Raw genomic sequence first — 18169 nt, 5'->3', positions numbered from 1 at the left:
TAATAGGCGGCTTTTTTATTTCAGGCTGAATAATGACCGATTACTTACTGCTCTTTGTCGGCACTGTGCTGGTTAACAACTTCGTTCTGGTGAAGTTTCTTGGCCTGTGTCCTTTTATGGGGGTTTCCAAAAAACTGGAGACCGCGATGGGCATGGGGCTGGCGACAACCTTCGTTATGACGCTGGCGTCCATCTGCGCATGGTTGATTGATACCTGGATCCTGATCCCGCTGGACATGATCTATTTGCGCACCTTGTCCTTTATTCTGGTCATTGCGGTCGTCGTGCAATTTACCGAAATGGTGGTGCGCAAAACCAGCCCGGCGCTCTATCGCCTGCTGGGTATCTTCCTGCCGCTGATCACCACCAACTGCGCCGTACTCGGGGTGGCGTTGCTGAACATCAACCTCGGGCATAACTTCATGCAATCGGCGCTGTACGGCTTTTCTGCCGCCGTCGGTTTCTCACTGGTCATGGTTCTGTTTGCCTCTATTCGTGAACGTCTGGCTGCAGCGGATATTCCCGCGCCCTTCCGCGGAAACGCCATTGCACTGGTGACGGCAGGTTTAATGTCTCTGGCCTTTATGGGCTTTAGTGGTCTGGTGAAGTTGTAATGAGTGCTATCTGGATTGCCATCGCCTCCATCAGCGTACTGGGGTTGGTGTTTGGCCTGATTCTGGGTTACGCCTCCCGCCGTTTCGCGGTTGAGGACGATCCCGTTGTCGAAAAAATTGACGAGCTACTGCCGCAAAGCCAGTGCGGGCAATGTGGCTACCCCGGCTGTCGGCCTTATGCCGAAGCGGTTGGCGTGCAGGGTGAAAAAATCAACCGCTGTGCGCCCGGTGGCGAAGCGGTGATGCTCAAAATTGCCGCCCTGCTTAACGTTGACCCGCAACCTGTCGACGGCGATGCCGAGGTGCAGGAGCCGGTTCGCGCCCTCGCGGTGATCGACGAAGCGAACTGCATCGGTTGCACCAAATGTATTCAGGCCTGCCCTGTTGATGCCATTGTGGGCGCAACCCGCGCCATGCACACCGTTGTGGCCGATCTGTGCACCGGCTGTAACCTTTGCGTGGCCCCCTGCCCAACGCAGTGCATAGAACTGCGCCCGGTTGAAACGACTACCGAAAGCTGGAAATGGGATCTTCAGACCATTCCGGTTCGCAATATTCCTGTGGAACAACATGCTTAAGTTATTTTCTGCTTTCAGAAAAGAGAAGATTTGGGACTTCGACGGCGGTATCCATCCCCCGGAGATGAAAACCCAGTCAAACGGCACGCCGCTGCGACAAATTCCGCTGGCGACGCGTTACGTCATGCCGCTCAAACAGCATATCGGCGCGGAAGGCGAACTCTGCGTTAAAGAAGGCGATACCGTTCTTCGCGGCCAGCCGCTGACCTTTGGTCGGGGACGAATGCTGCCGGTACACGCCCCCACCTCCGGTAAAGTGGTGTCGATCGCCCCACATACCGTCGCGCACCCATCAGCGCTGTCTGAACTGAGCGTGATTATTGAAGCCGACGGCGAAGACCGTTGGATCGACCGTGACGGCTGGAGCGATTACCGTTCCCGCAGCCGCGAAGAGCTGATTGAACGCGTTCATCAGTTCGGCGTGGCCGGTCTTGGCGGCGCAGGTTTCCCGACGGGTACCAAACTGCGCGGCGGTGGCGACAAAATTAACACGCTAATCATCAACGCTGCGGAATGCGAACCTTATATCACCGCCGATGACCGTCTGATGCAGGACTGTGCCGCCCAGGTGGTGGAAGGTATTCGCATTCTCGCCCATATTCTGCAGCCACGAGAAGTGCTGATCGGCATTGAAGACAATAAGCCGCAGGCCATTTCCATGCTGCGGGCCGTGCTGGCGGGTTGCCATGATATTAGCCTGCGCGTTATCCCGACCAAATACCCGTCTGGCGGCGCAAAGCAGCTGACCCAGATCCTCACTGGTAAACAAGTACCGCACGGTGGCCGCTCCTCTGACATCGGCGTGCTGATGCAAAACGTCGGTACGGCGTATGCGGTAAAACGTGCGGTGATTGACGGCGAGCCGCTAACCGAGCGCGTGGTGACGTTGACCGGTGAATCGGTGTCCCGTCCAGGCAACGTCTGGGCGCGTCTAGGTACGCCGGTGCGTCATCTGCTGGAGCAGGCCGAGTTTTGCCCTGGTAGCGACCAGATGGTGATCATGGGCGGCCCGCTGATGGGCTTTACCCTGCCGTGGCTGGATGTCCCGGTCGTCAAAATTACTAACTGTCTGCTCGCCCCCTCTCCGACCGAGATGGGTGAAGAACAGGAAGAAAAAGGCTGCATCCGCTGCAGCGCCTGTGCTGATGCCTGCCCGGCGGATCTGCTCCCGCAGCAGCTGTACTGGTACAGCAAAGGCCAACTGCACGACAAAGCGCAAGCCCACAATCTTGCCGACTGCATTGAATGCGGCGCCTGCGCCTGGGTCTGCCCAAGCAATATTCCGCTGGTGCAATACTTCCGTCAGGAGAAGGCCGAGATTTATGCCATCTCAATGGAAGAGAAGCGCGCAGCCGAAGCCAAAGCGCGCTTTGAAGCCCGCCAGGCGCGTCTCGAACGCGAGAAAATCGCCCGCCAGGAGCGCCATAAACAGGCTGCCGTTCAGCCTGGTGAGAAAGATCAGGACGCCATCAACGCTGCACTGGCGCGCGTGCGAGAGAAAAAAGCCACTGCAGCGCAAACCCTGGTGATCCCGGCAGGCGAAAAACCGGATAACAGCGAAGCGATTGCGGCACGCGAAGCGCGCAAGGCCCAGGCTCGCGCCCGTCAGGCAGAGAAAGCAGAAACTGCCCAGCCGGAAACGGGCGTCGATCCGCGTAAAGCGGCGGTTGAAGCGGCAATTGCCCGTGCCAAAGCCCGTAAAGCGGGTCAACAGGACGTGGTTGTTGAGAAAGACGCGGAGGATCCGCGTAAAGCTGCCGTCGAAGCGGCCATTGCACGCGCGAAAGCGCGCAAAGCAGCGCAGCAGGCGCAAACTGCGGAGCCCGAAGTGCCGGTTGATCCTCGCAAAGCCGCTGTCGAAGCCGCTATCGCTCGGGCCAAAGCACGCAAAGCCGCCCAGCAGGAAGAGCAGCCGCAGGCCGCAAACGACGATCCACGCAAAGCCGCTGTCGCCGCCGCGATTGCGCGCGTTCAGGCGAAGAAAGCCGCACAACAAGCAGTTAACGAGGATTAAATGGTTTTCAGAATCGCAAGTTCCCCTTACACCCATAACCAGCGCCAGACATCGCGCATCATGATGCTGGTCTGCCTGGCGGCGTTGCCAGGCATCGCCGTTCAGTTCTGGTTTTTCGGCTGGGGAACCCTTTTCCAGTTGGTCCTTGGCTGCGCCAGTGCGTTAGCGGCGGAAGCGCTCGTATTGAAGCTGCGAAAAATGGCGGTCTCCCGCATTCTCGCTGACAACTCCGCGTTGCTGACCGGGCTGCTGCTGGCGATCAGTATTCCACCGTTTGCCCCGTGGTGGATGGTGGTGCTGGGTACCGTGTTTGCGGTGATTATCGCTAAACAGCTGTACGGCGGGCTCGGGCATAACCCGTTTAACCCGGCAATGATCGGCTATGTTGTTCTGCTGATCTCCTTCCCGGTGCAGATGACCAGCTGGTTGCCCCCCCATGAAATTGCCGCCACGGTGCCTGGCTTTATGGATGCCCTGCACGTTATCTTTACCGGCCATACGATCCTCGGCGCGGATATGAACGCGCTGCGTATGGGCGTGGACGGTATCAGCCAGGCAACGCCTCTCGATACTTTTAAAACGTCCCTGCACGCCGGGCACAGCGTTGAGCAGATCATGAAATCCGCCATCTACAGCGGCGTGCTGGCCGGTGCAGGCTGGCAGTGGGTCAACCTGGCGTATCTGTTGGGTGGCCTGTTCCTGCTGCAGCAGAAAGCGATCCGCTGGCATATTCCCGTCAGCTTCCTCGTGACGCTGGCGGTTTGCGCTACGCTGGGCTGGGTCTTCTCTCCTGAGTCACTGGCCAGCCCGCAGATGCATCTGCTCTCCGGCGCGACCATGCTGGGTGCATTCTTTATTCTTACCGACCCGGTTACGGCGTCGACCACCAATCGTGGCCGTTTGATCTTCGGCGCGCTGGCGGGTTTGCTGGTGTGGCTGATTCGCAGCTTTGGCGGTTATCCGGATGGGGTCGCATTCGCCGTCCTGCTTGCCAACATTACCGTTCCGCTCATCGACTACTACACGCGCCCGCGCGTGTACGGTCATCGCTAAGGGTTTCGCCATGTTAAAGACCATGCAAAAACACGGCGTCACGCTGGCTATTTTCGCTGCGGTACTGACCGGCCTGACGGCGCTGGTGAACGAGCTGACCAAATCGACGATTGATGAGCAGGCGGCAAAGCAGCAAAAAGCGCTGTTTGATCAGGTGATCCCGTCTGACTTCTACGATAATGACCTGCAGAAAAGCTGCTTTGTTGTAGAAGAACCGCAGCTTGGGAAAGGCCCGCACCGCGTCTTTATCGCCCGCAAAGGGGATCGGCCGGTGGGTGCAGTCATGGAAACCACGGCCCCCGACGGTTATTCCGGAGCCATTCAACTGCTCGTCGGCAGCGATTTTTCCGGTACCGTACTGGGTACCCGTGTGACGGAGCATCACGAGACGCCGGGCCTTGGCGATAAAATTGAAACACGCTTAAGCGACTGGATTTTGCACTTTGCCGGTAAAGTGATCCACGGCGAAAATGACGCAGCGTTTGCGGTGAAGAAAGATGGCGGTGAGTTCGACCAGTTCACGGGGGCGACCATCACGCCGCGCGCCGTGGTTAACGCTGTAAAACGCGCCGGGCTGTATGCTGAAACGCTGCCTGCGCAGATTAACAATCTTCCGGCCTGTGAGGAGTAGCCATGAGCCAGGTTAAAGAGGTTATTGTCCAGGGGCTGTGGAAGAACAACTCCGCGCTGGTGCAGCTTCTGGGGATGTGTCCACTGCTGGCCGTCACCTCGACTGCGACCAACGCACTCGGTCTGGGGCTGGCGACCACGCTGGTGCTGACACTGACTAACCTGTCCATATCCGCACTGCGCCGCTGGACGCCTTCGGAGATCCGTATTCCGATTTACGTCATGATCATCGCGTCGGTGGTGAGTATCGTTCAGATGCTGATTAACGCTTACGCGTTTGGCCTGTATCAGTCGCTTGGGATCTTCATTCCGCTGATCGTGACCAACTGTATTGTGGTCGGGCGTGCCGAGGCATTTGCCGTGAAGAACAGCCCGGCGATGTCGGCGCTTGACGGTTTCGCCATCGGTATGGGGGCGACAGGCGCCATGTTTGTCCTCGGCTCGCTTCGTGAGATCCTCGGTAACGGTACGCTGTTTGACGGTGCAGATGCGCTGCTGGGCGGCTGGGCAAAAGCGTTGCGTATTGAAGTGTTCCACACCGATACGCCTTTCCTGCTGGCCATGCTGCCGCCGGGTGCTTTTATTGGCCTTGGCATGATGCTGGCGATAAAATACCTGATTGATGAAAAACGTAAGCGCCGCGCGGCTGAGCGTAGCGTTCTGGAAGGGACACCCGAGAAGGCTTCATGAATAAAGAAAAGCGCATTGCGATCCTGACCCGTCTGCGGGACGAGAACCCGCACCCGACGACGGAGCTGAATTTTACCTCCCCGTTTGAGCTGCTGATCGCCGTGTTGCTCTCTGCGCAGGCTACCGATGTCAGCGTCAATAAAGCCACCGCCCTGCTCTATCCGGTGGCCAACACGCCGAAGGCGATGCTTGAGTTAGGCGTCGAAGGCGTGAAGTCGTATATCAAAACCATCGGCCTGTTTAACAGCAAGGCCGAGAACGTGATCAAAACCTGCCGGATTTTGCTGGAACAGCACGGAGGTGAAGTGCCGGAGGATCGCGCCGCGCTGGAGGCACTGCCCGGCGTCGGACGCAAAACGGCGAACGTGGTACTGAATACGGCGTTCGGCTGGCCGACTATCGCCGTCGATACGCACATTTTCCGCGTCTCTAACCGCACCAACTTTGCACCTGGCAAAAACGTTGAACAGGTAGAGGAGAAGTTATTAAAAGTCGTTCCGGCGGAATTTAAGGTCGACTGTCATCACTGGCTGATTTTGCATGGCCGCTATACCTGCATCGCACGCAAGCCTCGCTGCGGCTCCTGCATCATCGAAGATCTCTGCGAATATAAAGAAAAAGTCTATCCCTGATCGCTTTAGTGTATTTACTTCTGAATCAAAACCCTACAAAAGGAAGGTCATCTGCATACCTTCCTTTTGACCGTAATTTGTCCGTTCTTTCGCTATCCAACCTTATGGATTGTTCGGCTATTTAACACTCAAACAGGTTAATAGTTTTTTCATCACCAAAAATTTCTATACATCTGTGATCAAGATCACTCTGATAACGTCATGTTGGATTTTTGTTGTCAAACACCTCGCAAAACCTTTGCCCGACAAGAATTAACCGTTCGTATACCGCATATAAGACCAGTCATTTTTCAGATTATGGGCTATATCACTACCTTAAAGGCCAAATAGCAGAACATATTGCCATATCGGGCTGAAAGGGGGTTAGGGGTAGTGAAAAAAACCAACAAAACGCAACGGATGAAATTTAACGCTGAATAACATTTGTGTGACCCGTGGATTATACCACCTCAGTTATATGTAACAGAGTATTTCAAACATATTGCCAGATGGGTCAGGATAGTGAACATTACCCGCCGTTTCCCCTCCCAATATAACTATAAAGCGGATGGACTACGGTCATCACGCTATGAACACCCCCGTTAATATGGGATGTAAAAAAAGAGGTATATGTGTCTACTGCAAACAATAAACCAACAAATGAAAGCGTGAGTCTCAACGCTTTCAAACAGCCGAAAGCGTTCTATCTCATCTTCTCTATTGAGTTATGGGAGCGTTTTGGTTATTACGGCCTGCAAGGGATCATGGCGGTTTACCTGGTTAAACAACTGGGTATGTCCGAAGCGGATTCCATCACGCTGTTCTCCTCCTTCAGTGCTCTGGTGTACGGTCTGGTTGCTATCGGCGGCTGGCTGGGTGACAAAGTCCTGGGCACCAAACGCGTCATTATGCTGGGCGCCATTGTCCTGGCGATTGGCTATGGTCTGGTTGCATGGTCTGGACACGATGCGGCTGTGGTCTATATGGGTATGGCAACGATTGCCGTCGGTAACGGTCTGTTCAAAGCGAACCCGTCCTCCCTGCTCTCTACCTGCTATAACAAAGATGACCCACGTTTGGACGGTGCATTTACCATGTACTACATGTCCATCAACATCGGCTCATTCTTCTCAATGCTGGCAACACCATGGCTGGCAGCGAAATTCGGCTGGAGCGTGGCCTTTGCGCTGAGCTTCGTGGGTATGCTGATCACCGTTGTGAACTTCCTGTTCTGCCGCAGCTGGGTTAAAGACTACGGTTCTAAGCCAGACTTCGAACCGGTTCACATGGGTAAACTGCTGGCCACCATCGTGGGCGTTGTCGTTCTCGCCGCGATCGCCACCTGGCTTCTGCACAACCAGGGCGTTGCACGTGCGGTTCTGGGCGTGGTTGCGCTGGGTATCGTCTGCATCTTTGCGAAAGAAGCCTTCGCCATGCAGGGCGCTGCACGTCGTAAGATGATTGTCGCGTTCATCCTGATGCTGGAAGCGATTATCTTCTTCGTGCTGTACAGCCAGATGCCAACTTCCCTGAACTTCTTCGCTATCCGTAACGTTGAACATTCAATCCTCGGTATCGCGTTCGAACCTGAGCAGTTCCAGGCTCTGAACCCGTTCTGGATCATGATTGGTTCCCCGATTCTGGCCGCTATCTATAACAAAATGGGCGACCGTCTGCCAATGCCGCACAAGTTCGCCGTGGGCATGGTGCTGTGCTCTTGCGCCTTCCTGGTGCTGCCGCTGGGAACGAAATTTGCGTCCGACGCGGGTATCGTCTCCGTTAACTGGCTGATCCTGAGCTACGCCCTGCAGTCTATCGGTGAGCTGATGATCTCTGGTCTGGGCCTGGCGATGGTTGCACAGCTGGTGCCACAGCGTCTGATGGGCTTCATCATGGGTAGCTGGTTCCTGACCACTGCGGGTGCGGCAATCATTGCAGGTAAGATTGCTAACCTGATGGCGGTTCCGGAAAACGTGACTGACCCACTGCTTTCCCTGAACGTATACGGCACCGTGTTCATGCAGATTGGTATTGCCACGGCGGTTATCGCTGTGCTGATGCTGCTGACCGCGCCTAAGCTGAATCGCATGACTCAGGACGACGACAAAACGTCTAAAGCGACCGAAACCGCTACCGCGTAATGTCATCGGGAAACGACTGAATGGAAAGAAGCCGCTAAAGCATTAGCGGCTTTTTTTTTATCCGAACGCGCACTAACATAGCTGATACCTCAGCAAAAAGGAGTTACCGATGAAACTGTTCTACAAACCGGGCGCCTGCTCTCTTGCTTCCCATATCACTCTTCGCGAGAGCGGCAAAGATTTCACGCTGGACGGCGTTGACCTGATGAAAAAGCGCCTCGAAAACGGCGATGATTTTTTCGCGATCAACCCGAAAGGACAAGTTCCGGCTTTGCTGCTGGATGACGGTACGCTGCTGACCGAAGGCGTGGCGATTATGCAGTACCTGGCCGACAACGTGCCTGATCGTCAGCTGCTGGCACCAACAGGCAGTATCTCTCGCTATAAAACCCTTGAGTGGCTTAACTACATCGCGACCGAGTTGCACAAAGGCTTTACGCCGCTGTTCCGTCCGGACACGCCGGAAGAGTACAAACCGACCGTACGTGCGTTACTTGAGAAAAAGATGCAGTACATTAATGAATCACTGAAAGACGATCAGTGGATCTGCGGTGCGCGTTTCACCATTGCTGATGCGTATCTGTTTACCGTTCTGCGCTGGGCGCGCGCGGTGAAGCTGAACCTGGAAGGGTTAGATCATATTGCGTCGTATATGGAACGCGTAGCGGCACGCCCTGCCGTAGCGGCGGCGCTGAAGGCGGAAGGGTTGAATTAATCCGAGCGCTCTGTATTGCCGGGTGGCGCTGCTGTATGACCGGATACATAGGTGACAGATCAGACCGGGAACATAGGTAACACTTTTCAGTCTATCCGGAGCACACTCTCGGTTTTTCGGTCGTAGTACGCAAGCGTTATTCCGTTAAAGATGATGGCCTCAAGGCCATCATCCTGTTCTTCCAGCATGATGTACTCATCAGTCAGCGCTTCACTCAGGAACACCGTCCCCTTTTTCCCCATATAGAGTGTCCCCCGCGATTTCACCCTGTAGACCGTACCTCCTTCCGGATACGCGTATTCAGGAACACGGCCATCCCAGTGTCGGTTCGAGGGGTGCCATACCGTTCCGGGCGTTGCACCCGCCAGAGCTTCGTGCGGCCTTTCGTAGTTAAATTCTTCCCGGTAGTCACTGAACCACCGCTGTTGTTCTTCCATCGTCATGAAGGTGTTGCCCTGTTTCACCGCACTTTTCAGGGAGCGGTGCATTCGCTCATGACGGCCATTTTCTTCCGGATGCCCCTTCCTGATACGCTCAGGCCTGATGCCCAGTTTGATTAGCCAGACGGCAAGACGACTTAGTCCAGCTATCCCTGTTCCCGCGAAGGGCTGACCGTTATCGGTACTGAGCACTTCCGGCAGACCGTATTCCAGGAACGCATCCGTCAGGCACTGTCTGACGAAGGGCTCACTCTCCCGGTCCGTTCCCCGGCAGCTCAGAAGATACCGGCTGTGATTATCGGTCAGGGTGAAGGGATGGCAGTACTCTCTGCTCAGCAGCCTGAACTTGCCTTTAAAATCAACGCTCCAGACCTGATTGTTCTCACTGATGGTGGTCAGGGGCTGGCGATTGCCCGGGGTCCTGCGTTTTCGTTTTTTATCCGGAACCAGGCCTTCACGCTTGAGGATATCGCCGATAGTGCTGGCAGCAGGTACGGTAAAATCGACATGATGATTGAGCAGCCACATCCGCAGTTTTTTGGGGCCCCAGTCAGGGTGTTTTTGCCTCAGGGCCGTCAGCTGTCCGGCGATATCATCAGGAACCGTCCGGGAGTGGGAGTGTGGCGCGCGCGACCGGTCAGAGAGAGATGACAGGTCAGAGGGGTCAAAACGCTGAAGCCATTTATAGCCGGTTTTACGGCTGATGCCAAAAAGACGGCAAAGCGCGGAGAAGGAGTCCGTACCTGCATGGCAGGCACGGATAAAATCAAGGCGTTGCATAGGTCGGGTCTCAGTCCAGGGCATAGCGAGTCTCCTCTTCTATGCCAGTTATAACTGTTACCCATGTATCCGGTCTAAAGTGTTACCCATGTTTCCGGTTCATACCCTACGCTTACCCGGCATATCCCTGCTTTTACAATTGGGTTGCGCTGAAATAATGCTCGGGTTTCGCGATACGATCCTGCGCCGCCACCACCTGCAGCTCATATTCCTGCATGTTTTTCGTCGCCATCATAATTTCATAAACTGCTGCGGTCACATGCTCCAGCGCATCCCGCAGAGCCGTCCCCTGGAGCAACTTCACCAGCAGCAGGCCGCTGGTCACATCGCCCACCCCAACCGGCTGACGCGTACCAAAATCCACCAGCGGACGGCTGATGTGCCATGCCTCGTCTTTCGTCACCAGCAGCATCTCAAAACGGTCCTGGCTTAACCCTGCGCGCGCAAGGTGCTTCACCAGGACAATCTCAGGCCCCTGAGCAATTAGCTCGCGAGAAGCGCTTACAGCCTCTTCTACGCTGTTGACCGAATGCTCGCAGAGGATTTCAAGCTCGATCAGATTTGGCGCAATAATATCGCTGGCCGGCAGCGCGTGGCGGACGTGGAACTCCGCCACGCCGGGCGCGACAATACAGCCCTTTTCAGGGTGGCCCATGACCGGATCGCAAAAATATTTTGCCGCCGGATTCGCCGCTTTCACCTGACGAACGATCCCCAGGATATGTTCCCCCTGCTCTGCTGAACCGAGATAGCCGCTCAGCACCGCGTCACAGCGCTTAAGCTGGTCGATTTCGGCAATACCCTGCACAACCTCCGTCAAGTGCGATGGCGGCATCACGCAGCCGGTCCATTTGCCGTATTGCGTGTGGTTTGAAAACTGTACGGTATTAAGGGGCCAGACGTTGGCACCGAGGCGGCGCATCGGGAATTCCGCTGCGCTGTTGCCAGCATGCCCAAAAACAACGTGGGACTGGATGGCGAGGATGTTCTTCATTTTTTCTTACCAAACCCTGTAAAAACAAAAGGGGCGTGGTTTCCCACGCCCCTGTGTACTTTTAATTACTTCCAGCAGACCAGACAGTAATTTTTCTTACCGCGACGCAGCAGCGTGTAACGTCCGTACAGACGATCGCCGTCAACGAAGGTGTATTCCGGGTCAGCCTGCTTCTCACCGTTAATGGTAATGGCGTTAGACGCGATGGTTTTACGTGCCTGACCGCGAGACGGCTGCAGCTCAGAATCCACCAGCGCCTGCATCAGGTCAGCCCCTTTCTCCATCTCAACCATTGGCACGCCGTCCTGCGCCAGCTGTTCGAAGTCCGCTTCGCTCAGATCGCTCAGGGTACCGTTGAACAGGCTTGCGGTAATGCGTTTTGCCGCGGCCAGACCGTCTTCACCGTGGACCAGTTTGGTCACTTCATCCGCCAGCACGTACTGAGCACGTGGCGCTTTACCGCTGTTCTTGTCTTCTTCTTCCAGCGCATTGATTTCTTCAATGTCCATAAAGGTGAAAAACTTCAGGAAGCGATAAACATCGGCATCCGCCGTGTTGATCCAGAACTGGTAGAATTTGTACGGGCTGGTTTTCTTCGGATCGAGCCATACCGCGCCGCCTTCGGTCTTACCGAATTTGGTGCCGTCGGCTTTGGTGATCAGCGGAACGGTCAGACCAAAGACCTGGTTCTGATGCAGGCGACGAGTCAGATCGATACCGGAGGTAATGTTACCCCACTGGTCAGAACCGCCAATCTGCAGGGAAACGCCGTGCAGTTTGTTCAGGCAGGCAAAGTCATAGCCCTGCAGCAGGTTGTAGGAGAACTCGGTGAAGGAGATGCCCTGGTCGTCACGGTTCAGACGCTGCTTCACGGCTTCTTTGTTAATCATCTGGTTAACAGAGAAGTGTTTGCCGATATCACGCAGGAAGGTCAGCACGTTCATGCCACCAAACCAGTCGTAGTTGTTAGCAGCAATTGCGGAGTTGTCGCCACAGTTGAAGTCGAGGAACGGTGCCACCTGTTTGCGGATTTTATCCACCCACTCCTGCACAGTGTCTTCTGTGTTCAGTTTACGCTCAGCGGCTTTGAAGCTTGGGTCACCAATCAGACCGGTCGCGCCGCCCACCAGGGCAACAGGCTTATGGCCCGCCATCTGGAAGCGTTTCAGGCATAACAATGGAACAAGATGCCCCAAATGCAAGCTGTCAGCGGTGGGATCGAAGCCGCAATAGAGCGCGATCGGGCCTTGCGCCAGTCGCTCTGCTAACGCTTCCTCGTCCGTCACCTGGGCCACGAGGCCCCGCTCTTGCAATTGTTTAATCAAGTTACTGCTTGCCATCAAATTCTCCATGTATAAACGACTGCACCTTTGCCGGTACACGACTTTTCGCCTGATGCGAAAGGACCATAGAATAAAGCGCAAGCGCGGTGCGCGCTAGCGCTTAAATCAACAAATTTCGGGGATTACGGTGCCAGTCTGTCGATTTTCCAGCCGCCGTTGTCGCGCTGGTATAAAAAGCGGTCGTGCAGGCGGTGTTCACCCCCCTGCCAGAATTCCATCTGCTCAATGGGGATGCGGAAACCGCCCCAGAAGCTTGGCAGCGGCACTTCACCCTGCTGGAACTTCTGTTTGAGTTCGAGGAATTTGCTTTCCAGCACGCCGCGGGCAGAAATACGGCTGGACTGTTTTGAAACCCAGGCGCCAATCTGGCTGTCGCGCGGGCGGCTGTGGAAATACTTCACCACTTCCAGCGTCGAAAGACGTTCCGCTTTGCCTGTCACCATCACCTGACGCTCTAGCATGTGCCACGGAAACAGCAGGCTGATGCGAGGATTGTTTTCCAGGTGGTGCGCTTTGCGGCTGCCCAGGTTGGTATAGAACACCAGCCCTTTCTCGTCATAATGCTTGAGCAATACGATGCGCTGATACGGTTGACCGTTTTCATCAACCGTCGCGACAACCATGGCGGTGGGGTCGGCCAGTTTCGCTTCGCAGGCCTGTTTCAGCCAGCGTTCGAAAAGCACAAGGGGTTCAGCGGGAAGATCCTGGCGACGCAGGCCGCCTTTGGTGTATTCACGGCGCAGATGCGCAATTTGCTGCAGTTCGTCGTTATCTGACATGGCGTTAGCTGACATTGAGAGTGGGAGGCGCTATTGTGCGCCGCCCCTGTAAAAATCTCAACGCTTCGGATTTTCGAGCTGGCAATTGTTCAGCACAATGCGGTCACGTTTGTAGACCGTTGCGCTGTCACCTTTCGACCAGAACACGTAAATCCCGTCGGTATAACGCGCCCCGGAAGCCGACATCCCCTGTTTCAGGGTCAGCAGTTTGTTGTCATAGACAAAACTGGCTTCCTGACGCGGATTATTCAGCTTAACGGTCAGCGGCTTTTCATCGCAGCGATATTCCAGCGTATCAGTCTGCATGCGCTCAAGGAGCTGGTTATAGACGCTGCATCCTGACAGCAATAAAGGCGCGGCAATAAGAAGAAGTTTTTTCATGGGCGTATTCCGAAGACTTTCCTGGTCCTGGAGGGCATCGCTGCCCTCCTGTTTCGTTCCATTCTAACGACGACACGCCACGATGAATTTCAGTTAACTCTGATTATGACGCGGATTTGCCGGGAAAATCGCCCCGAGGACGCTCGCCTCCCGCGCGCCGGTGACAGAAGGTAAATTACCGGGCAAACCGGCAACGGTACGCCAGGCAAGCCAGGCGAAAGCCAGCGCTTCCATATCATCACCGCTGATCCCGGCTTCATCCGTTGTGGTGACTTCAGTACCCGGCAGTAGCCCCGCCAGACGCGCCATCACCAGCGGATTCCGGCTCCCTCCGCCACACACCAGCAGGCGTTCGCACCCTCCGCTGAGGAGAACCTGTTCGGATATCGACACTGCGGTCAATTCGGTGAGCGTGGCCTGAACATCCTGTGGTGCCAGCGCAGGGAACTGCGCCAGCTGGCGTTCAAGCCAGCCGTAGTTGAAATACTCGCGCCCCGTACTCTTCGGCGCAGGCAGCGCAAACCAGGGATCGCTTAGCATGGACTGCAGCAGCGGTAGAATGACTTTGCCTTCGCTGGCCCACTCCGCGTCTTTATCATAGGGCTTTCCGCACTGACGCCAGATCCAGGCATCCATTAACATATTGCCCGGCCCCGTATCGTACCCGCGCACGGGCTGACCGGGGATCAGCATCGACAGGTTTGCAATCCCGCCGATATTAAGCACCATACGGCGCTCAACCGGATGTGCCAGCAACGCGTGATGGAACGCTGGCACCAGCGGCGCTCCCTGCCCACCCAGCGCAATATCGCGGCGACGAAAATCCCCCACCACGGTGACACCTGTTTTTGCCACAATCTGATTATTATCACCGATTTGCAACGTGTGCGGCGCGTCGCCGGTGGGCTCATGCCAGACGGTCTGACCGTGACAACCAATGGCGACCACATCCTGCGGTTGCAGATTCTCTTTGCGCATCAGGGCTAAAACAGCCTCTGCAAACAGCGCCCCCAGCCGCACATCGAGCTGTCCCAGCTGCGAAAGCGTCAGTTGTTGACCCTGGCATATGCTCAAAATGTCTTCTTTGAGCGAAACGGGGATAGGCCAGGTCAGACTCGCCTGCTGCGCCACCATGTTTTCATCAATGGCGGCCAGAACGACATCGACACCGTCAAGACTGGTTCCAGACATCACACCGATATAGCGACCCGATTTCATGCGCTTTCCTTACGTTGAGTGGGCTAAGGATATCCACTCCACCATAAACAGCGGTGCTTTGCTATGCGGAGATAATATTTTTTAACAATGTCAGACAGGTGGCACGCGGGAAGTCCGTTTATCTTCCGTTAAGCCAAATTCAAGTACAATTTTCTGATAGTTAGTGCAAAGATATGAAGTATGGCCCGTAATGCCATATAATTTAGCCATAATGGATGCCCGAACCGGGCGTTTTGGGTGAACAGGAGATTCAAATGATTTTACGTGTACTGGGCGTTTCGCTGATTGGTTTAACACTCGCTGGTTGTGTGAATGACAGTTCACTTTCTGGCGACGTCTATAGCGCTTCTGAAGCTAAACAAGTTCAGAACGTGACTTACGGTACCATTGTTAATGCGCGTCCTGTTCAAATTCAGGGCGGCGATGAAAACAACGTAATGGGTGCTATCGGCGGTGCGGTTCTGGGCGGCTTCCTCGGTAACACCGTAGGCGGTGGTACGGGCCGTTCGCTGGCGACAGCAGCAGGTGCCGTTGCCGGTGGTGTCGCAGGCCAGGGCGTTCAGGGTGCAATGAACAAAACCCAGGGCGTGGAGCTGGAAATCCGCAAAGATGACGGTAGCACCATTATGGTCGTTCAGAAACAAGGCAACACCCGTTTCTCCGCTGGCCAGCGTGTTGTTCTGGCGAGCAATGGCCGTCAGGTGACGGTTTCCCCGCGTTAATCTGATAACGGATGTGGCTCTCGGGCCACATCCATTTACAAAAAACATCATTTGAATGAATATATTTACAATATATATTTATTGCATTTATTATTAATGTTATCTGATATTGTTTCTGCGCAAAGTATTTATTGAATTAATAGATTAGACTCATCGCACTTACCTCTTTTAATTCATTATAACTTTGTTAAAAATTATATGCTTGCGATGAGCCGTTTTGTAAAAGGTCGTTATATCTCGTTCTGTCTCGGTTGCATTGTTGTCATCGGGATATTACAAACGTTATTTATCAAACTGGTGGAATGGATCCCCTCCTTTTCACCGTTTCTGTTCCCGACACTCACCATATTCCTGCTGGTATTTCACCTCTTTATTGCCTGTTTTATGGCAATGAAATACTGGTGTGACAGGAAACGGTTGTATCTGGTAGCGATCGCCTTCGCCTTTGCCGGTTCGGCATTGTTGATGATTGGCACGCTGTCGAGTTTCCCGGCCTGGCTGGATCTCTATCAATTCAATGTCGTCAACTATAACGATGCGATGATTTACTACATGTTCCGCCATCTGTTAATGGCGATACTGATCATCGTCTCGGCATTACTCTACACCACGCGGAGTCGGCCACTGTCACGGCTGGCGCATGTGTCAATTATTAGCGGGTTATTTGTCTTTACCTTTTGTGCCGTGTTTCTGGCCTGGGTCTATTCAAGCCATTCAGATTTGTTATCAATTGACCTGGTGGATAATGAAACCCGCCAGTTTATGGTTCTCTGGAGCCAGTGCATTAATATTTCATTAATTGTCCTGTGGATAGTGACATTAGCAACGCTGATGTTTATTACGCGCGTACGCAACCTTTTCTGGGTCGGGGGGAATTTCCTCTGCGTCTGTTATGTGGTCACGCTGTCAATGCTGTTAGTGGGTGGGCATGCCGAAGATATCTCCTGGTATCGCGCCCGTTTATTTGAAACTGTCGCGACGCTGCTTATTATTTTTGTCCTGCTTTACGACGTTTTCAATTTGTATCGTGAATCACATTTAAAGTATCAGCAGTCTTATCAGAACTCGATTCGCGATCCGCTGACGCGTCTTTATAACCGCAGTTATTTTTATGATTCATTAAATCAGGCGCTGGCTATCGCCAAAGCCAACCGTCCGGTTTCGGTGATTGTCAGCGATCTCGATCGCTTCAAACGTATTAACGACAACTACGGGCACTTGCAGGGCGACAAGGTGCTGCAGTTTGTCTCTAACCTGCTGATGGATTCCGTGCGACCGCAAGATATCGCGGCACGTATCGGCGGCGAGGAGTTTGTCCTGATGCTGGAAAATACCTCTTCAGAAGAGGCACGCCAGGTCGCTGAACGCATCCGTATAAAGTTAAGCAATTTTGATAAAGCCAGCAGTGAGGGGCAGCTGCCCGAGCCGATTACGATCAGTATGGGCGTCTTCACGGCAACATCGCCGGACATAACCGCCGAGAAGTGCGTGGAAAGTGCGGATAAGGCGATGTACGAGGCCAAAGAGACTGGCCGAAACCGCGTGGTGATTTTCCAGTAAAAAGAGAAAGGCCTTGCTCATGCAAGGCCTTTTTTTACTTCTCAGTCGCGTGACTGCAACTCATGAATGTTTTGCTCAAGGCGTCCAATGAGGCTGATGAGCATTTCCAGTTCTTCAGGTGATACCCCGGACAGGATTTCACCTCGCGTTTTACTGATAACGGCCTCCATCTCAGTAATGATAGGCGCCGCTTTTTCCGTCAGTTTAATCCGCTTCGCGCGACGATCGCTGGCACAGGTTTGCCGGGAGATGAGTCCTTTCTCTTCCAGCTGATCGAGCGTGCGCACCAGTGACGGTTGCTCAATACCGATCGCTTTTGCCAGTTGAATTTGGGACTGCTCGGGCGGTAGCTGATGAATGTTATGCAGCGTGACCCAATGCGTCTGTGTCAATTCCAGAGGTTTCAGGCGATGGTCAATCAGAGCACGCCAGACGCGTACCAACCTTGCCAGATCAGAACCTAATGGCGATTCCAATTTCATCTCCTTATAATTAGCTTGCTAAGTTATTATACTGATTTTAGAATAGTGTGCAGTATTTATATTGCCAAAACAAATGCATTACTGCATTCAACATTAATAAAAGTATGATTTACACTGAATACAGATGTTACTTCATTGTAAGACAGGCCATCGTGGCACTCAGTTCACTGCAAAGGACCACTGCTCGTGACGTTCTCGTTAAACTCCACGGGGTTACCCCTCCAGGACCTGATCTTTGGTGCATCAGTCTATTTTCCTCCCCTGTTTAAAGCCGTACTGGTGGGCTTTGCTATCTGGCTTGTCGCACACCGGCTCCTGCGAGACTGGATGTATTCCGGCGAGATCTGGCACCCAATGCTGATGGATCTCTCCCTGTTTGCCCTCTCCGTATGCCTGGGCCTTGCTGTGTTGACCGTGTGGTGAA

19 protein-coding genes are annotated in these 18169 nt (G+C 54.2%); 12 read left to right on the top strand and 7 right to left on the bottom strand.

Annotated elements, in window-relative coordinates:
* Positions 1–32: 32 nt before the first annotated feature.
* The 9 genes from rsxA to gstA all read left to right on the top strand — a co-directional run bounded on the left by rsxA (position 33) and on the right by gstA (position 9046).
* Positions 33–614 carry an electron transport complex subunit RsxA gene (gene rsxA, locus ACOQH0_RS09820; protein WP_010430378.1) on the top strand — a complete coding sequence of 194 codons (582 nt, stop codon included), beginning with the start codon at positions 33–35 and terminating at the stop codon, positions 612–614.
* Positions 614–1192 carry an electron transport complex subunit RsxB gene (gene rsxB / locus ACOQH0_RS09815; protein ID WP_042716342.1) on the top strand — a complete coding sequence of 193 codons (579 nt, stop codon included), beginning with the start codon at positions 614–616 and terminating at the stop codon, positions 1190–1192. Before rsxA ends, rsxB begins: the two co-directional genes overlap by 1 nt.
* Positions 1185–3206, top strand: a complete 2022-nt coding sequence (gene rsxC / locus ACOQH0_RS09810; protein ID WP_278434967.1) for an electron transport complex subunit RsxC — start codon at positions 1185–1187, stop codon at positions 3204–3206. Before rsxB ends, rsxC begins: the two co-directional genes overlap by 8 nt.
* Entirely contained in the window at positions 3207–4259 is a 1053-nt protein-coding gene (gene rsxD / locus ACOQH0_RS09805; protein ID WP_421512125.1) for an electron transport complex subunit RsxD, read from the top strand.
* A 10-nt stretch (positions 4260–4269) separates the two neighbouring features.
* On the top strand, positions 4270–4890 hold the full coding sequence (gene rsxG / locus ACOQH0_RS09800) for an electron transport complex subunit RsxG (RefSeq protein WP_421512124.1): 621 nt from the start codon (positions 4270–4272) through the stop codon (positions 4888–4890).
* Positions 4891–4892: 2 nt separating this feature from the next.
* The gene (locus ACOQH0_RS09795; RefSeq protein WP_010430367.1) at positions 4893–5579 is read left to right on the top strand and encodes an electron transport complex subunit E; all 687 of its coding nucleotides are present in this window, start codon (positions 4893–4895) and stop codon (positions 5577–5579) included.
* Positions 5576–6211, top strand: a complete 636-nt coding sequence (gene nth / locus ACOQH0_RS09790; protein ID WP_008500570.1) for an endonuclease III — start codon at positions 5576–5578, stop codon at positions 6209–6211. The genes ACOQH0_RS09795 and nth overlap by 4 nt, the downstream gene beginning before the upstream one ends.
* A gap of 611 nt (positions 6212–6822) precedes the next feature.
* Positions 6823–8331, top strand: coding sequence for a dipeptide/tripeptide permease DtpA (gene dtpA, locus ACOQH0_RS09785; protein WP_089599511.1), 1509 nt, complete (start codon positions 6823–6825; stop codon positions 8329–8331).
* A 109-nt stretch (positions 8332–8440) separates the two neighbouring features.
* A complete protein-coding gene (gene gstA, locus ACOQH0_RS09780; RefSeq protein ID WP_023299960.1) occupies positions 8441–9046 on the top strand; it encodes a glutathione transferase GstA in 606 nt (201 codons plus the stop codon).
* An 86-nt stretch (positions 9047–9132) separates the two neighbouring features.
* Here the strand turns inward: gstA and ACOQH0_RS09775 are convergent, their stop codons facing one another.
* From ACOQH0_RS09775 to anmK, 6 genes are all read right to left on the bottom strand, one after another.
* Positions 9133–10290: a DDE-type integrase/transposase/recombinase gene (locus ACOQH0_RS09775; RefSeq protein ID WP_421512123.1), complete on the bottom strand. Its 1158-nt coding sequence runs from the start codon at positions 10288–10290 to the stop codon at positions 9133–9135.
* A gap of 109 nt (positions 10291–10399) precedes the next feature.
* Positions 10400–11260: a pyridoxal kinase PdxY gene (gene pdxY / locus ACOQH0_RS09770; RefSeq protein ID WP_420985647.1), complete on the bottom strand. Its 861-nt coding sequence runs from the start codon at positions 11258–11260 to the stop codon at positions 10400–10402.
* 65 nt (positions 11261–11325) lie between these two features.
* A complete protein-coding gene (tyrS, locus tag ACOQH0_RS09765; RefSeq protein ID WP_010430352.1) occupies positions 11326–12600 on the bottom strand; it encodes a tyrosine--tRNA ligase in 1275 nt (424 codons plus the stop codon).
* A gap of 125 nt (positions 12601–12725) precedes the next feature.
* Complete coding sequence (gene pdxH, locus ACOQH0_RS09760; protein WP_003857601.1) at positions 12726–13382, bottom strand: pyridoxamine 5'-phosphate oxidase; 657 nt, start codon at positions 13380–13382, stop codon at positions 12726–12728.
* A gap of 57 nt (positions 13383–13439) precedes the next feature.
* Positions 13440–13763, bottom strand: a complete 324-nt coding sequence (gene mliC / locus ACOQH0_RS09755) for a C-type lysozyme inhibitor (RefSeq protein ID WP_023335447.1) — start codon at positions 13761–13763, stop codon at positions 13440–13442.
* A gap of 93 nt (positions 13764–13856) precedes the next feature.
* Complete coding sequence (gene anmK, locus ACOQH0_RS09750) at positions 13857–14981, bottom strand: anhydro-N-acetylmuramic acid kinase (RefSeq protein ID WP_108416859.1); 1125 nt, start codon at positions 14979–14981, stop codon at positions 13857–13859.
* Positions 14982–15235: 254 nt separating this feature from the next.
* Here anmK and slyB point away from each other — a divergent pair, with 254 nt between their 5' ends.
* Together slyB and ACOQH0_RS09740 are read left to right on the top strand one after the other, a co-directional pair.
* The gene (gene slyB, locus ACOQH0_RS09745) at positions 15236–15703 is read left to right on the top strand and encodes an outer membrane lipoprotein SlyB (protein WP_010430343.1); all 468 of its coding nucleotides are present in this window, start codon (positions 15236–15238) and stop codon (positions 15701–15703) included.
* Between the two features lie 198 nt (positions 15704–15901).
* Positions 15902–17263 carry an MASE4 domain-containing protein gene (locus ACOQH0_RS09740; RefSeq protein ID WP_421512122.1) on the top strand — a complete coding sequence of 454 codons (1362 nt, stop codon included), beginning with the start codon at positions 15902–15904 and terminating at the stop codon, positions 17261–17263.
* Between the two features lie 41 nt (positions 17264–17304).
* Here the strand turns inward: ACOQH0_RS09740 and slyA are convergent, their stop codons facing one another.
* Entirely contained in the window at positions 17305–17745 is a 441-nt protein-coding gene (gene slyA / locus ACOQH0_RS09735; protein WP_029485052.1) for a transcriptional regulator SlyA, read from the bottom strand.
* A 186-nt stretch (positions 17746–17931) separates the two neighbouring features.
* On the opposite strand from slyA, the gene ACOQH0_RS09730 reads away from it, so the two are divergent.
* Positions 17932–18168 (top strand): DUF1656 domain-containing protein, encoded by a 237-nt coding sequence (locus ACOQH0_RS09730; protein ID WP_010430338.1) that lies wholly within the window; start codon positions 17932–17934, stop codon positions 18166–18168.
* Position 18169: the final 1 nt, after the last annotated feature.

The organism is Enterobacter sp. JS8-1, from assembly GCF_049187015.1.
In the GTDB taxonomy this organism is placed as follows: domain Bacteria; phylum Pseudomonadota; class Gammaproteobacteria; order Enterobacterales; family Enterobacteriaceae; genus Enterobacter; species Enterobacter mori.
The sequence above is the reverse complement of the archived record's forward strand: the minus strand, read 5'-3'. Positions and strand labels throughout refer to the sequence as shown.

Coding starts and splice junctions, on each gene's coding strand:
- rsxA (WP_010430378.1), top strand. CDS start 33: ATGACCGATTACTTACTGCTCTTTGTCGGCACTGTGCTGGTTAACAAC.
- rsxB (WP_042716342.1), top strand. CDS start 614: ATGAGTGCTATCTGGATTGCCATCGCCTCCATCAGCGTACTGGGGTTG.
- rsxC (WP_278434967.1), top strand. CDS start 1,185: ATGCTTAAGTTATTTTCTGCTTTCAGAAAAGAGAAGATTTGGGACTTC.
- rsxD (WP_421512125.1), top strand. CDS start 3,207: ATGGTTTTCAGAATCGCAAGTTCCCCTTACACCCATAACCAGCGCCAG.
- rsxG (WP_421512124.1), top strand. CDS start 4,270: ATGTTAAAGACCATGCAAAAACACGGCGTCACGCTGGCTATTTTCGCT.
- ACOQH0_RS09795 (WP_010430367.1), top strand. CDS start 4,893: ATGAGCCAGGTTAAAGAGGTTATTGTCCAGGGGCTGTGGAAGAACAAC.
- nth (WP_008500570.1), top strand. CDS start 5,576: ATGAATAAAGAAAAGCGCATTGCGATCCTGACCCGTCTGCGGGACGAG.
- gstA (WP_023299960.1), top strand. CDS start 8,441: ATGAAACTGTTCTACAAACCGGGCGCCTGCTCTCTTGCTTCCCATATC.
- ACOQH0_RS09775 (WP_421512123.1), bottom strand. CDS start 10,290: ATGCCCTGGACTGAGACCCGACCTATGCAACGCCTTGATTTTATCCGT.
- pdxY (WP_420985647.1), bottom strand. CDS start 11,260: ATGAAGAACATCCTCGCCATCCAGTCCCACGTTGTTTTTGGGCATGCT.
- tyrS (WP_010430352.1), bottom strand. CDS start 12,600: ATGGCAAGCAGTAACTTGATTAAACAATTGCAAGAGCGGGGCCTCGTG.
- pdxH (WP_003857601.1), bottom strand. CDS start 13,382: ATGTCAGATAACGACGAACTGCAGCAAATTGCGCATCTGCGCCGTGAA.
- mliC (WP_023335447.1), bottom strand. CDS start 13,763: ATGAAAAAACTTCTTCTTATTGCCGCGCCTTTATTGCTGTCAGGATGC.
- anmK (WP_108416859.1), bottom strand. CDS start 14,981: ATGAAATCGGGTCGCTATATCGGTGTGATGTCTGGAACCAGTCTTGAC.
- slyB (WP_010430343.1), top strand. CDS start 15,236: ATGATTTTACGTGTACTGGGCGTTTCGCTGATTGGTTTAACACTCGCT.
- ACOQH0_RS09740 (WP_421512122.1), top strand. CDS start 15,902: ATGCTTGCGATGAGCCGTTTTGTAAAAGGTCGTTATATCTCGTTCTGT.
- slyA (WP_029485052.1), bottom strand. CDS start 17,745: ATGAAATTGGAATCGCCATTAGGTTCTGATCTGGCAAGGTTGGTACGC.